Source organism: Nostoc sp. 'Peltigera membranacea cyanobiont' 213 (genome assembly GCF_002245975.1).
Lineage (GTDB): Bacteria > Cyanobacteriota > Cyanobacteriia > Cyanobacteriales > Nostocaceae > Nostoc.
This window is the reverse complement of the sequence record NZ_NOLI01000075.1, coordinates 24,546-37,931: the sequence shown is the minus strand read 5'-3', so window position 1 is coordinate 37,931 and position 13,386 is coordinate 24,546. Positions and strand designations below refer to the sequence as shown.

26 protein-coding genes are annotated in these 13,386 nt (G+C 41.8%); 22 read left to right on the top strand and 4 right to left on the bottom strand.

What is annotated here, in order from left to right:
* The first annotated feature begins 103 nt into the window (after window positions 1-103).
* The 17 genes from CDG77_RS20085 to CDG77_RS20015 all read left to right on the top strand — a co-directional run bounded on the left by CDG77_RS20085 (window position 104) and on the right by CDG77_RS20015 (window position 8,305).
* Window positions 104-376 (top strand): hypothetical protein, encoded by a 273-nt coding sequence (locus CDG77_RS20085; RefSeq protein ID WP_094331100.1) that lies wholly within the window; start codon window positions 104-106, stop codon window positions 374-376.
* A 143-nt stretch (window positions 377-519) separates the two neighbouring features.
* Window positions 520-789 (top strand): hypothetical protein, encoded by a 270-nt coding sequence (locus CDG77_RS20080; protein ID WP_094331099.1) that lies wholly within the window; start codon window positions 520-522, stop codon window positions 787-789.
* Window positions 790-956: 167 nt separating this feature from the next.
* Window positions 957-2,030 (top strand): hypothetical protein, encoded by a 1,074-nt coding sequence (locus CDG77_RS20075; protein ID WP_094331098.1) that lies wholly within the window; start codon window positions 957-959, stop codon window positions 2,028-2,030.
* Window positions 2,031-2,141: 111 nt separating this feature from the next.
* The gene (locus tag CDG77_RS20070) at window positions 2,142-2,579 is read left to right on the top strand and encodes a DUF1257 domain-containing protein (protein WP_094331097.1); all 438 of its coding nucleotides are present in this window, start codon (window positions 2,142-2,144) and stop codon (window positions 2,577-2,579) included.
* Between the two features lie 3 nt (window positions 2,580-2,582).
* The gene (locus tag CDG77_RS20065; protein ID WP_094331096.1) at window positions 2,583-3,032 is read left to right on the top strand and encodes a DUF1257 domain-containing protein; all 450 of its coding nucleotides are present in this window, start codon (window positions 2,583-2,585) and stop codon (window positions 3,030-3,032) included.
* A gap of 2 nt (window positions 3,033-3,034) precedes the next feature.
* Window positions 3,035-3,238 (top strand): DUF2997 domain-containing protein, encoded by a 204-nt coding sequence (locus tag CDG77_RS20060; protein WP_094331095.1) that lies wholly within the window; start codon window positions 3,035-3,037, stop codon window positions 3,236-3,238.
* Between the two features lie 43 nt (window positions 3,239-3,281).
* The gene (locus tag CDG77_RS20055; protein WP_094331094.1) at window positions 3,282-3,533 is read left to right on the top strand and encodes a hypothetical protein; all 252 of its coding nucleotides are present in this window, start codon (window positions 3,282-3,284) and stop codon (window positions 3,531-3,533) included.
* Entirely contained in the window at window positions 3,530-5,152 is a 1,623-nt protein-coding gene (locus CDG77_RS20050) for an AAA family ATPase (RefSeq protein WP_094331093.1), read from the top strand. The genes CDG77_RS20055 and CDG77_RS20050 overlap by 4 nt, the downstream gene beginning before the upstream one ends.
* A gap of 185 nt (window positions 5,153-5,337) precedes the next feature.
* On the top strand, window positions 5,338-5,895 hold the full coding sequence (locus CDG77_RS20045; protein ID WP_094331092.1) for a WGR domain-containing protein: 558 nt from the start codon (window positions 5,338-5,340) through the stop codon (window positions 5,893-5,895).
* Between the two features lie 71 nt (window positions 5,896-5,966).
* Complete coding sequence (locus CDG77_RS20040; RefSeq protein ID WP_094331091.1) at window positions 5,967-6,236, top strand: hypothetical protein; 270 nt, start codon at window positions 5,967-5,969, stop codon at window positions 6,234-6,236.
* A gap of 114 nt (window positions 6,237-6,350) precedes the next feature.
* On the top strand, window positions 6,351-6,548 hold the full coding sequence (locus CDG77_RS20035; RefSeq protein ID WP_094331090.1) for a hypothetical protein: 198 nt from the start codon (window positions 6,351-6,353) through the stop codon (window positions 6,546-6,548).
* Window positions 6,545-6,886, top strand: a complete 342-nt coding sequence (locus CDG77_RS20030; RefSeq protein WP_094331089.1) for a hypothetical protein — start codon at window positions 6,545-6,547, stop codon at window positions 6,884-6,886. Before CDG77_RS20035 ends, CDG77_RS20030 begins: the two co-directional genes overlap by 4 nt.
* 81 nt (window positions 6,887-6,967) lie before the next feature.
* Complete coding sequence (locus tag CDG77_RS20025) at window positions 6,968-7,180, top strand: hypothetical protein (RefSeq protein WP_094331088.1); 213 nt, start codon at window positions 6,968-6,970, stop codon at window positions 7,178-7,180.
* A 209-nt stretch (window positions 7,181-7,389) separates the two neighbouring features.
* Window positions 7,390-7,536 carry a hypothetical protein gene (locus CDG77_RS36630; RefSeq protein WP_190234011.1) on the top strand — a complete coding sequence of 49 codons (147 nt, stop codon included), beginning with the start codon at window positions 7,390-7,392 and terminating at the stop codon, window positions 7,534-7,536.
* Window positions 7,520-7,669 carry a hypothetical protein gene (locus CDG77_RS36625; RefSeq protein WP_190234010.1) on the top strand — a complete coding sequence of 50 codons (150 nt, stop codon included), beginning with the start codon at window positions 7,520-7,522 and terminating at the stop codon, window positions 7,667-7,669. Before CDG77_RS36630 ends, CDG77_RS36625 begins: the two co-directional genes overlap by 17 nt.
* A 2-nt stretch (window positions 7,670-7,671) precedes the next feature.
* On the top strand, window positions 7,672-8,025 hold the full coding sequence (locus tag CDG77_RS20020) for a hypothetical protein (protein ID WP_094331087.1): 354 nt from the start codon (window positions 7,672-7,674) through the stop codon (window positions 8,023-8,025).
* Between the two features lie 4 nt (window positions 8,026-8,029).
* Entirely contained in the window at window positions 8,030-8,305 is a 276-nt protein-coding gene (locus tag CDG77_RS20015; RefSeq protein WP_094331086.1) for a hypothetical protein, read from the top strand.
* 3 nt (window positions 8,306-8,308) lie between these two features.
* On the opposite strand, the gene CDG77_RS20010 is transcribed toward CDG77_RS20015, so the two are convergent.
* Genes CDG77_RS20010 through CDG77_RS19995 form a run of 4 tightly spaced genes read right to left on the bottom strand, consistent with a single transcriptional unit; the run spans window position 8,309 to window position 10,052 of the window.
* Window positions 8,309-8,683, bottom strand: coding sequence for a hypothetical protein (locus tag CDG77_RS20010; RefSeq protein ID WP_094331085.1), 375 nt, complete (start codon window positions 8,681-8,683; stop codon window positions 8,309-8,311).
* A gap of 17 nt (window positions 8,684-8,700) precedes the next feature.
* Window positions 8,701-9,174 (bottom strand): hypothetical protein, encoded by a 474-nt coding sequence (locus tag CDG77_RS20005; RefSeq protein ID WP_094331084.1) that lies wholly within the window; start codon window positions 9,172-9,174, stop codon window positions 8,701-8,703.
* Between the two features lie 14 nt (window positions 9,175-9,188).
* Complete coding sequence (locus tag CDG77_RS20000; RefSeq protein WP_094331101.1) at window positions 9,189-9,743, bottom strand: GNAT family N-acetyltransferase; 555 nt, start codon at window positions 9,741-9,743, stop codon at window positions 9,189-9,191.
* 39 nt (window positions 9,744-9,782) lie between these two features.
* Window positions 9,783-10,052, bottom strand: a complete 270-nt coding sequence (locus CDG77_RS19995) for a hypothetical protein (protein WP_094331083.1) — start codon at window positions 10,050-10,052, stop codon at window positions 9,783-9,785.
* Window positions 10,053-10,558: 506 nt separating this feature from the next.
* Here CDG77_RS19995 and CDG77_RS19985 point away from each other — a divergent pair.
* The 5 genes from CDG77_RS19985 (at window position 10,559) to CDG77_RS19965 (ending at window position 13,343) form a co-directional block, all read left to right on the top strand.
* Window positions 10,559-10,861, top strand: coding sequence for a hypothetical protein (locus CDG77_RS19985; RefSeq protein WP_094331081.1), 303 nt, complete (start codon window positions 10,559-10,561; stop codon window positions 10,859-10,861).
* A gap of 3 nt (window positions 10,862-10,864) precedes the next feature.
* Window positions 10,865-11,440 (top strand): hypothetical protein, encoded by a 576-nt coding sequence (locus tag CDG77_RS19980; protein WP_094331080.1) that lies wholly within the window; start codon window positions 10,865-10,867, stop codon window positions 11,438-11,440.
* Window positions 11,441-11,454: 14 nt separating this feature from the next.
* Window positions 11,455-11,727, top strand: coding sequence for a hypothetical protein (locus CDG77_RS19975; protein WP_094331079.1), 273 nt, complete (start codon window positions 11,455-11,457; stop codon window positions 11,725-11,727).
* Window positions 11,728-12,216: 489 nt separating this feature from the next.
* Window positions 12,217-12,627, top strand: a complete 411-nt coding sequence (locus tag CDG77_RS19970) for a hypothetical protein (RefSeq protein ID WP_094331078.1) — start codon at window positions 12,217-12,219, stop codon at window positions 12,625-12,627.
* Window positions 12,627-13,343, top strand: coding sequence for a hypothetical protein (locus tag CDG77_RS19965; RefSeq protein ID WP_094331077.1), 717 nt, complete (start codon window positions 12,627-12,629; stop codon window positions 13,341-13,343). Before CDG77_RS19970 ends, CDG77_RS19965 begins: the two co-directional genes overlap by 1 nt.
* Window positions 13,344-13,386: the final 43 nt, after the last annotated feature.

Genomic DNA, 13,386 nt, shown 5'->3' with positions numbered 1-13,386 from the left:
GTAAAAACCTTGCTTTTCTAAGGATAATTTAATTCATGAATCCCTTTCCACTTTCCCCATCTTTTGATTGGGCTGTACGTATTTCAATCATTTAAAATACCCCATGACTATTACAATCGTTCACCCCACTATCGAAAACTTACAGCAGTTTTCTGACTCATTCGACATTGAGAAACTATTGCAATCTGAGGGAGTTCTGCCGTGGCTTCTAGCAAATGGTTGGAACTACGGCGATGAATCTTGTTTGATTGCAAACATTATCGATGAGTCAACAAGTCTTGATGAAGTTTGGGAATCAGACGAGTTTGATTTTAAGGCTTTGCCTGATGAAGAGAAGGAAAAACTCAATCAAATCTTTGAGCATTTGTATCTGTAACATTTTCTACCCTCAATCAATAATTAACGCAGAGGCAACGAATTCTGCGTGAAAAACTCTACAGTCAGATTCAATCAGTCTAACTGTAGAGAAAAATCGATTCCACAAAAGATTATCACACAATCTACTTCAATACGAATCAGATGGAAACAAATTTGATTAAAGTGTATGATGCGACACTGTTAAGCTCATCAAAAGTTTATCAAATTAATGGTACACATTGTCGATACTTAGGCGATGCAGGTACTATACAACATCCACAGTATTTATTTGTACCTCTGCCAAATCAAAGAAAAAAAGCCAGCTTTCGATTAAATCGAAACAAACTCATGACTCGCTGTTATGAAGTTGAAGGTATGGTCTATGAGAAGCCTGCGGTACAGGATAATTCACAGCAACTTCAGCTATTTTAAGCCATGTCCATACATAAACCACCAGTCATTAAAAGACATATTCGCCTGCAAAAAAGCTCTACAAAAGTAATCTATAGAGCTACTACAGACATTCGCTCTCTTGAGAAATCACCACAAAGAAAGCTTCGCTTAATCGAAGTGAAAAATAATGATTGAGGTCAACAATTATGGTACAAGCAATCGACAACCCTATTGCTACAAATTTCCTGACTGATGCAGTAGTCGAACGTCACAATTTCTCACAGTTAAATAAAACCCGCATTAGATTTCGCATTCAGCTAAAGAAAAGTACAAAGTCTGCCGCACCCAAATGGTCAGATGTGTTAAAAGCTGAAGTTTCTGAAATTGAATCAGACCTTGTGAAAGTTACTAATTCCGAAGTTGGTTTGCGGGGTATCAAGGTATTTAAGAAATTGGATGAAGCTGCTGCCCAATTGCGTCAAGAGATTGCTTCAATTCAAGAATGGATGTCTGCTGATACTGGTGATTGGGTCTGTCCAATTGATTTAGCTCCACTTGTTTGGAGCCAACTGCTTAATATCAGAGATAATATTGCCCCTGGTTTACGCAATCAATTAAAAGCTGATTACGAAGCAGGACTTCTTGATTATCAAGAGCGGATTGACCAGTTCCTCTCACTTAACACTTGGGAATTAGCACAGGATAAGCAAGAGTCAGTCAAAGCCAACTTGTTAAGAGCATTCCCGACTCTGACCGATCTCGAAGACTATTTGCAAGTCGTCATTGGTCGCCCGGTGATTATCCCGGCATTGTCCGAACAACTCAATCAGCAACAAGCCGAATGTCTAGACCAGATTACCAAGTTCATTCAGCAGTATGACCAAAATCTGGAGCAAAGGCTACGGGACTCAGCGATCGCTGGCGGTGAACAACTGGCGGCGCAACTCCTTGAAGAATTGAGCGATTGGGAACCAGGACGTAAACCGGTGCAGTTCAAAAAGAAGATGGAAAAACACCTGATGAAAGTGCGGGTGTTACTGGCAAATGCCTCACCTGAAGCTGGCAGCAGTTTACAGCAGATGATGGAGCATTTGGATTCGATTGTCACCGACCCAGCGATTGAAGCTAAGAATCTGGGCAGTGATACGCGCAATCAATTACAGCAAAAGATGGAAGAAATTCGGATCAAGTTGTTAGACGAACAGCGCAATCTACAATCACTTGCGGCTGACGACGTGGGCTTATCGAAAGCTACCGTAATGTCGTTTAAGTTCCGGTAAAAAAACAGTCTTGGGCGAGGGTGCATTCGCTCAAGACTAAATACCTTAAACGAAAAATGCATATACATCTCAAAAAGAATACCGCACTTTTACTATAGGGACAAAATTCTCATGTCACACTTTTCTAAAATAGCAGTCAAGTTTAAAGACCAATCCTGTTTAGTTGAAGCCCTTCAACGCTTGGGTTTTTATCCTCAAGTTCACGAGCAGCCAGTTAATTTGTACGGCTGGCGAGGAGATAAAAGAGAAGAAGTAGCCCACATAGTCGTACCCCGCAATCAAATTAGTCGTGTCAGCAATGATTTAGGATTTTGGTTCAACGGTACAGATTATGAATGTTTAATTTCCGACTACGACCGACACAATGGACAAGCGCTCTCAGGTTTTGGCTTAGGCACACAGTTTATCTTAAAACTGCAATTACATTACATCAATTTATACCTACCAAAGATTGCTTCGCAAATTGGTGGTGAAGTAGTAGAAAGCACAACAATCGGTTCATTCACTACTGTTCGTGTGTCGCTGCCAACTCAAACTATACGAAGATAAATTATGTCTCATTTTTCAACAATCAAAACTCGACTAAGCAATCGTCAGTGTTTAGTTCAAGCCCTAGAAGATTTGAATCTTTCACCCCAAGCTTACGAAATGCCACAGCCATTGCGAGGTTATTACGGCGATTCGCAAGGTCAAACTGCTGAAATTATAGTCCAAGGTCGCACCATAAAAGCCCGTGCAGACATCGGATTCAAGTGGAATCAGTCAAGCGGTGTGTACGATGTGATACACGACAGCTACGAGACAGTTCCGAAGTTGGGACAAGACTTTTTCAGTAATAAACTAATGCTGGCTTATGGACAACGGATGGTTCGCGCTAAAGCCGCCGAGTTACAAGAAAAATTTGGTGAATGTCTAATTAGTGAAGAAACTAACGGGAGTGTGCAAACTCTACGGCTGACTTTTGCTGGACACCAAGAAGTTAAACAATTTGCACGGAGATAAATATGGAACGCTCAATACTGATTCATTTCGACAGCGCTACAGGTGAAGTTCGTGTGGAGGCTGAGGGGTTCGAGGGGCTGAGTTGTTTATCGGCTACGCAACCGTTTGAAGAAGCACTTGGAGTTGTAGGCGATCGCATTTTCAAAGAAGAATCAGCACCACAACTTCGGACTACAAACAGCACTCAAACACGTTTACGTCAGTAATCAACACGGGGGAATCAACTTTCTTCCCCCCTCAAAAGCAATCATGAACGAATTAGCTAAAGAATACCCCTTTATCCACATATACGCCCAGCAAAAACCACGCCAGCCCGTGATCATCAAAGCTAGTACAGAGGGTTTGTGCGTGCTTTTGAATGCAATAGTAACAGCAATTGCCTACCAAGAGAACAACGGTACAGCAGAAGTTTTTGACGGCGATGCCGAAGTTTATGAAGTAATCGTGAAACTTGTTAATACTCACGATGAACTAGCTCCACTACCTTATCGAAAACAATGAAACTCTCAAATCTTCTCTCCACGCTTGATTCACAAATCCCCATTGCTGCACTTGATGTCTTATCCCCCGATGAGGCAACTATCATTCAGTGGTTGGCAACCGAAGCCCAACAAAAACTCGACAGTCCAGTTTTCTTTTGGAACCTGGGAGTATCAACCTTAGAGCAATGTTTAATTGCAGCAGATGGGGGATTGGTGTTTAAACCAGTACCAGAGTATAAGAAACCACCACAGGCTGATCCATTGTTATATGTGTTTGATTACATTGCTAACTTTAGTGGAAATGGTGTATTTATCCTCGGAGATATTCACCCCTTTATTGCTAAGAATTCACCCCAATTATCATGGGAGATTTTAAGCAAGGTGAAAAACCTTTACCACAGGTTAAAACCCACAGATAAACGCATTGTATTGTTGGGTCAGAACATACAATTACACGAATCCCTAGTCAGATTGATTCCTTATTGTGAAGTTCCTTTACCTAGCATTGACCAAATACTTGAACATATCAATTCTTATTTGCATGACTTACAACAGTCTGCTAGAGAGCAAGAATTAACCTTTACTGTTACGCTAGAAAATCCTGAATTTGAAACTCTTTCTCGTGCTGCTCTGGGATTAACCCTGGAGGAGATTAGCGACTTCCTGCGGTTAACAGTCAAAGAAAACTTAACTAATGATGGTGTCGTTGTCGGCGCTGATTTCATTCCCAAAGCCGTCGAGTACAAAACTCGGCTACTGTCTCAAATGGGTATCGAACTAGGGAAACCTGCAATAATCCCGTTCGGCGGTTTGGATCTTCTGCGCGAGTGGTTGATGAGGCGGCGGCGGCTATTCACACAAGAGGCGCGAAGTCTTAGCTTACCCCAACCAAAAGGTGTGCTACTGGCAGGGCCTCCAGGTACTGGGAAATCTCACTGCGCCAAAAACATCGCTAGCATACTCAATCTACCACTTCTGCAACTCGATATTGCGTCCCTTTTGGGCAGTCTGGTAGGTGAGTCTGAGGGGAATGTCAGACGTGCTTTGAAAACTGCCGAGGCGATCGCACCTTGTGTCTTGTTTATTGATGAGGTGGAAAAGGCGCTTTCTGGTATTGGCGATACAACTGGCGTTAGTCAAAGGATTCTTGGAACTTTGCTTACGTTCATGAGTGAGTGTACTGCTGGGGTATTTATTGTAGCTACTTGCAATGATCCATCAGCACTACCAAGTGAGTTTAAGCGCAAAGGTAGGTTTGATGAGGCTTTCTTTGTTGATCTTCCCACAGAACCAGAGCGAGTCCAGATTCTGGGGATTCATCTACAACGCTTTGGCATTCACCTGGAATCCGAATATCTCGAAGCAGTTGCAGCCAACAGTGCGAAATTCTCCGGCGCTGAATTGGAAACCCTTGCATCTGAAGCTGCGCTGTTGGCATTTGACGAAGGACGACCGCAGCAGGTAACGCTTGCTGATCTGGAAATCTGCCGTCAAACCATTACCCCGCTTGCGATTCAGGATGCTCAGGCAGTCGAGCGAATGCAGTCCTGGGCGGCTACCGCACGACGGGCTAGTAGTCCTGTGGTTGCAGCGAAAACTCAATCTTTGCGTGCTGCTAAGTTTCGGAATATGAACTGAGAAATAATTTTGGGGAAAGGGGAAAGGAATAAAGAAAACCCTCTTTCCCCCTTCCCCTTCTTGAGGGCGATTGTCTCCTGATTCTATGGGGGTGATCGCTCTTTTAGGTTCGTAGCGATCGCGTTCAGTATATCTATCTCAGATGGGGCAATGCCCGTCAAGTCGTGAGTTGACAGGGTAAAAATATGGAAATCTATTTAGTCTTTGTTGATGCTATCCAGAACAGCAATAAATTCTGGGCGGCCAAAGTCGAAGATGGTAATTTAACAGTGCAGTGGGGCAGAGTCGGTTATCAAGCACAGACTAAAGTCCACACATTAGCTAATCATCAAAGAGCAGTTAGTAAATTTAACAATCTGGTAGCCGAGAAAAAAGGTAAAGGCTACCGCGAAAGTCAGCCAGAAATAGATACCTGTGATGTTTACGAAATTGAGAGAGCTATTGGATTGCTTAATGCAATACGATCTTATGTGATTCATCGGAATTTTGATCAGCATTACATTCAACTTCTTAATCAATACTTAAAAATCGTACCCACGCCGTTGGGGATGCAAATTGATCCCTACACAATATACCGAACTCTTGCTGATGTGGATCATCAGCGAGAATTACTCAATTCTCTGCTAGCAACTCCTGCACCACAAGCTGTTGCGGTGGCTGTTGGTCATGCCCCTGAAGCGACAGCAGAACCCAAGGTAGTCAGTCTCAAGACTATCAGTAAGAACTTCTGGCGACATTTGTAATTTGAGATGCGTCACTTTGTAAGAGATGCTAAATAGCTACATTTCATTTTGAAAAATTGTTTGGGTAAATTATGGAAATCAAGACTATTGCTGTAACTTACACACGTAAGTTCAATTTAGGTGACTACGAATCTTTAGAATTAACTTGCTCACTATGGGGACAAATTGACCCAAAAGAAGAAGATGCACAAGGGACGACACAATTTCTATTTCAACAAGCAAAAGATTCTGTTAAGGAAGCTGCAATCCCAGTAATTAAAGCTTCCACACATCAAATGAATAAAGCCAAAATGTACAAGCACTCTGCAACAAATCAATTTGACGATCTTGATAATTTCTAATAACTAAAATTCACGTCTTAAATTCAAAAACACTTTAGTCAAGCATTAATACTGCTTGGCTATTTTTTTTCAGTCATCGCTTTGCTTCCTACAAACCACAACAGGAAAGACATCATGCCTAAAAAAGCTAACCCAGTCCCAAAAGACCATTCCCAGTTATGCCTTCAGTATCTCCGCCGTTGCGGTGGCAGCGCTCGATTATCTGCCATCAGCTTTAGTCTCTGTGTCATACAAACATTAGTTAATCGCAAGCTGGTAAAAGTGACAAATACAGGTGCAGGGTTTTTTGTGGAGTTGGACGAAGCGAAATGAAAATTCAAAAAATGACTCATAAATCATCTTTGCCTTCAAACACTCGTAATAAATTAGTTCTTCGTCGGACTCGAAAAAGATTTAACCCCAGGATTTTTATCGAGCGCACCATAGAAACAACTGCAATTATCTCTCTGCTCTTGACTGGATTTTCGGGAGTAGGAGCAATGGCTTGCTGGGGACTGGAGATTATCGAGACTAATAACCCTAACATAATCATCTCTGGTTGGGAGCAACAGAAAAATATTTGCCTGGGTGCAATGTTGGTTAATTTTTCCGTCTTCTTAGGCAGTTCTTTGGTCGGAGCAAGTTTTAGTATTAAACGGGATAAATTTTAGGGAGAGAAACGGACAGTCAACCACCCACCACTATATCGGAGTACCGATATAGTGGTGGCAAGTAATTCGCCTAGTTGACCAATGAAAGAATACAAAACCAAACATGGCGGCTACAAAATTGAGACTACCGAATTATCAGATGGCGCTGTGGATGTTCATGTTGGGAAGCAGGGCTTTTTGAAAACAACTTGGGCATCTCCTTCAACTCAAACCTTTGACAATCATACGCAAGCTGTTAGCCACGCAAAGAAGGCTATTGATAACGGCGAAATCGATTCAGTTTTTCAACGTTAAAACACACCAATGGAAATCAAGTTAACTACATCAGAGATTCGGACTATCTTACAAGGCTGCCAAAACAATTCGCAATTTCCAATTCGCAATTCGCAATTACGGAAGTAATTAATAATTGATTTATTTAGGGTATAGAGCAACTAATTTCAATTATAAAAAGCAATTAGTATCAATATTTAGAGCAAGCATATTCATGCTTAGGGTACTAATTGCGAATTGCGAATTGCGAATTGCGAATTGGAAACGATGTGGTGCTAAATGATGCGTTCAATATTTTAGGAGAAATAGTGGATGCAATTGATCAGGTGGAGCAAATTAATCAACAAGGAGAATCTGAATATGGAGCAGGAAATTAAAAATGCAGTCGGTTTGGGTAGCCCAGAACTGGTAATAGAGTCAAAATCGGAGCCGGAACCAAAACCAACAGTAACGATTTATGATTTTGCCGCTCTGTTATCTAAGCACGAACCACCCAAAAAGCAGCAATAAATATGAAACGACCAGTTTTTCTCTCTTGTATTAGTGCAGCAGCAGCAACAATTATTTGTGGATATTTCGGCACTCAATATCTCGGCAGAAATATCATGTACGTTATTAGTGGAGCAATAGCCGGGACTGGGATCACAGCATTCATGGTTGACCGAATTACTGGTCAAAATGAAATTGACCAAGTTATGTTGCGCCGACCTCGACCTTTAAATAGACCCACCAGTTGTATAGGTTGCAAATACTATCACGGGATCTCTTACAACGGCTCCCCTTTAATTTGTTCTGTTCATCCCGAAGGCATTGAGAGCGCGAAATGCCCCGATTGGCAAAGCTTTCACTATCTAAATAAGGAGTAAGAAAATGACATTGACTTTGGAAAATCGCTCTAAAAATAAAGAATCGTCCCTGACGCAAGCATTACGGCAGATACAACAGCTAAACTCCAAGATTGCTGTGTTAGAGCAGGAACATCGAGATTATGTAGAGAAACAGCAGAATCTAATTGTTGCCATTGCCGAAATCTGTGTTTCTCCAATGCAGGAAATACAGGCGCTGCGAATTCTGATTTATAAGGGAGAAGCAGCCTGTCGGCAGTACTTGCGTTCGGTGTTGGTCAAACAGAGAAAGAATTCATAGAGGTCAAGCACTCATTGATTCCGGTTCTGTACGTGATATTTCTAAAACTCGACGTAACCAATATGAAGTTTCAAGAGAAGCAGATTGCTTTTGTTCGGCATCCGACCAAATATTATCCCAGTGGAATAGCCATTGAGTCAACATCCGACCTAAGTCAACTAACTCGCAAGCTCGGTCAATGTCGTCTGCTTTCACCATATCTGGTACAGTCCACTCGATAAAGTATCGACTTTCTTTGACCAGAGTCAGCATCAATTCCTGAGATGAACCTTGAGTCCACGAAGACTGAATTTGCTCAACGTGTGCAGCTAGATGATGTAAACGGGTAGGCACATCATCTTGTACAAAACTCTGCTCTTTAGAAACAAAATCATTCATTTTTTTGAAAATATAACTTATGCTGAAATCTTTTCACTAACAGCTTGATGTATAATTTCTTTCTTTAACGAATCTGCTGCGACTGCTGCAATGGTTTCCCAATCTTCTTGTTTTAACAACACCCCAAGCAGTTCGCGCAGTATTTCTCGATTAGAAATGAATTCTTCACCATAAAGCTGATCATTTTCCAGAGTAGCAAGTATGTATTCTCTTACCTCTGGTGTCGGCAGTCTAAACTTTTCAAGTATTCTTTCTCTTGCAGTTTTTACAGCAATTTTCGTAGCTGTACCTAAATTCCAATTATTCAGCAACAACCGCACTTCTCTATTTAGAGAAATACGCAACGTTGTGAAACGTCCCAAAAGTTCTAGATTGCCCATTAAGGAACCAAATGCTGACCCCCAATCTAATCCAGCCCCAATGTTGCCACCAACTTTATCCTCAGCTTCAACACTTTTTCTTAAAGATTCTTCATCAAATAATTGACTCATTTAGCTTTACTACCTCATACAGGAGAACGAAAAACTCCATACTCAAAATAAACTAGTTCATCGTAATCTTCATCCTCTCCGACATCAATCATGCCTTGGTTATCATAAAATTCTTCTACTCCCGGTAATGAATGTAACCCTACTCTGCCCTCAAAACCTAGCTCTAAACTGCGAGTTCTGGCAAACGCCAAAAATGCAGTTCCAACACCTTTTAATTTTGGCGGACTTTGGATATATGTCCGATTCCAAGGTGCAGTAGCTATACCGTCAATATATACCAAGCGTTTTCCCTCTTCTAGACGAGAACCGTGCATTTGGGTTTCAATCAGCATTAACCCTTGAGTTTCATCTTCGTATTCAATCGCATAGCCTTCACGGTTTGCTTGTCTATTAATGATAAACTCCAGTTTAAAATCCCAGTCCCAAAATTTGTCTGATTGCCCGTGCAATTGTAATTGTTCTTTCCACTTGTTGGCATAATCATCGACGTGCTTTTGCAATAGCTCCACTAAATCTGCTTCCACAATCGTGTTATCTTGACCGCAAATTAGTTCTACTTTTGTTCGCATAGCACCAAAATTATCCATGAACCAATTTTATCAATCCGATCAATCAGCATCATGCTCTGTTTCTTGCAACCAACTTAAAATACTCAGTGCTAATTCCCAGGATTCGCGCCGTTCCCAATTAGGTAAGTGATTCAGTACTTGTGCAAGTAATATAGCTGGGTTTTCCAATTCTCCGCCACGAGCCGCAACACCATCCCTAACGAGCGCCCCCAAAGTGGCAGCTTGATTCCCTTTATAGTCAGGCTGTCTCTTAATTTCATCAACAATCCAGTCCGGTACTGTGATTGTTTTAAATCCTGATTTCGGCATACACAACAGAGAAATAATATAAAGATAGTACGGCAGTTTACGTTATGTTTGCAAATTTTTGTGCGGTATGGTACGTTAAAAAATGGACTACTCCCACAATAGCTTCACAAATAGTAGGAGCGCTCGTAGTATGAAAAATATTGGTATTAAGCCAATACATCCTAAAGAATTTAAAAAAGTTCATAACTTTTCGACTTACCAAATGAGTCGTTTGTCAGGTTACTCAGTCGAGGCACTAAAGAACTGGTTAGCTGATGAAAGTAGCTCCAGATTTGTCGAACCAAAGCCGTATATACTTAACCATTTTGGAGCGATTCATAATTACTTATTAAGAAGTTAGTGTTTCCCAAACACTAAGCCATTAGAAAAACCCTCCCCACCAGTCGGTGGTTTTTTTATTATTAGTATTATCAGTACCGGAATTCAATCGGAACTCAACCGGAACTCAGTCGGAACTCAATCGGAATTCAGCCGGAACTCAGTCGGAACTCTAGGAGCCGAAACCATTGCTAATTCAGGGAAGCTGTGTAGTTGAAGAATTGTTAACACGAGAGGAGGCAGCCAGACAATTGGAGCCATCAGTTGGAATTAGACAGTTCCAAAAGTATTTAGACTTAGCTTCTTTGTACTTGCCAGAATTTGAGGATTTTCGGGACGAAGATAATGGAGGGTTAAATGGACGAGCGAAGTTGACAAACTGGCATTTACCTGTGCTTCAAAGAATTAGAAGTTACGTTTTAACCAAAGGTTCTTTAAAGAAGGTAGCTATTGAATTAAAAAATCACCCCGAAAAGTTTTTAGGAGCCTAAATCATGATTGTTAAAGAATTCGCACAAGCTCTCAACAAAGTACCAGGAAAGATAGTTGATGAACTACGCCGTCAATATCCAGAGCAAAAATGGACGGTCGATTCACAAGTTCCAGACGAGATTTTAGCGAAATTTCGAGACATTACTAATAGTGAGAAATTACAGCCTCAACAATCACCTATAGCAGATATACCTGAAGCCACAATCACCAAAGCTGACGAAGCAATTCAACAAGCCTCATATAAGTTGACTGCGGCTGATAAAGAGACTATTTCTGGTGCTATAGCCGTTCAAAATGAGCAATCTAAGATTTTGGGTGCATCAACTGGTGTTACAGGAGCTTTGTTGTTCATGGAATCCTTAATTGGAGCCAAGGGGACGGTGTTGGATGCCTTTGCTGAACAATCCATGTTGGAAGTTGATAACCAGATTACCGAGATAGATCAGAGTTTGATTAATTTGGCAGAAGAAGCCTCAACAAGGCTGGGGAAGTCGATCAAAAAAAAGGAACAACTCAAAGCGCGACTCAATTCGTTACGGGAGAGAGTTTCTTCGATGGGGACACAGATCCGATTCTAGAAGCTTATACAACAGTGGCAGCATTGCTACAAATTCAAAATGAAACTGTTGCCACTGTTGCCGAAATCCGATTACTTCAAGAACTATTAGCTCATCAAAGGAAAAATCAAGTTATGGATATTCTCAGTACCGGATTGTTTGCTACTTCAGTTGTTGGCGCTTTAGGTGGCAGTGCATATCTCGTTGGTAGCGTTGTTGCTACTGGATTAATTGGCAGTGGGGTGTTCATTCCCTTGGGATTACTTGTTGGTGCAGGATTGACTTTTCTGGGACGGGCATCAAAGTAAGAGTGATGGGCGCGAGTGTTTCTTAAAACTGTTTCACGAAACTGTTTCATGAAACGTTTCAACGGTTTCATCAGTGTTTCAGGGCGTGAAACACCGTGAAACAGCATTCCCCCGCGTGAAACATCAAACGTGAAACATGAAACACCAGCTAATTCCTTGCTCGAAAGCCTTTATGGGCGGGATTGTTTCACGAAGCTGTTTCACAGCACTGTTTCATGAAACGTTTCAACGGTTTCATCAGTGTTTCAGGGCGTGAAACAGCATGAAACAGCATTCCCCCAGCGTGAAACGTGAAACATGAAACACGAAACACTAGCTAATTCCTTGCTCGAAAGGCGTTATGAAGGGTAGTGTTTCATCCAGCTGTTTCACGAAACTGTTTCAACGGTTTCATCAATGTTTCAGCATCGTGAAACATGAAACGCCTCATTTTATGTGTGAAACAGGGGAAAAATTTGTAGTAAGAACGCGCTATAACACAGTAGTCTCATGTATAAGAAACAACTGTACTTAGCTTTGGCTGGTGTTGGCATTTGCATATTGCCTGTAATCATCCCCTTAGTACCCAAGTTGGGGGCTTATGCAGAGCTTCAACGGCTAAAAGCCACAGAAGAATTAGAACGTTCCCGCATAGAAGAACGGGCAAAAACCAGTGATGCTCTATATGAGGCGGGAGTGATGCCCACAACTCGGAAACTGAGAATTACCAATTACTTTGATAGCGCTAAACGCAATCCCAGACCAGACACAACCCTATATCTTGATGATGAGATTGTTGATGTTTTTGACGCAACGGGCAGGTGTATTGGACGAATTGAAGAAGGAATTTGGAAGTGGAAATACAAAGCCAAAGGGATTTGTAAAAGCGTTCAAAATATCAAACCAGTGAGGAAAAAGTAATGGCTAATAGTTCATCAAGTGCAGAAACTAATAGTACTGGCAACAGCGATAGTAAGCCTAAAGGTAAGAAGCGATCGCTTGGTGAAATTATTGACTTTTGTGCCAAGGCTGTTGTGATGATTGTTGGCTTACCCATTCGGGCTGCGGCTGCTATCGTTAATCAGTTTGTTGCTAACGGTGGTGCAGGTCGTGCGTTAGTTGGCGGGATTTTATTTATCGGCGGTTCCATGATTAGTGCTGATTCAACTTGGCAATTAATCTTTACTGGGCCCCCTGTTTTACCCTGGTTTGAGCCGGCTTGGAATTGGCTAAATGTACCGTTTGCATTGTTCAACCCGTTTTTTTACCTTGCATTCATAATTTCTGTAGGCGTTCAGGTAATCGAAGCCCACGCCCTACGCGGTAAGAACCCAGATTCAGCTAGGCGGGAACTTCAAGACCACATGGTTTATGACCTTGAAACCAAGCCTAGTGGCAAGATTGACTTAGTAGGCCAACTCTGGGCGGACTACAAAACCGCAGGTATACGCGATCGCTCTAGTGCAGGGCTAGTTGTGATTGCGGTTTGGGTGTTCGATATTGTCACCACCTTTGCGGCTCGTAACCCATTTGAATTTACAGCACCATTCATGATTTTGGGCTGCATATTTTTTAACATAGGCACAATGATGGCAGGTGAAATTGGGTTCGCTATTTGGCGGTTGACAAAGGATTAGAACGGAAACCGCCCAAGAAACCAATCACTGTAAAAAAGGGCGG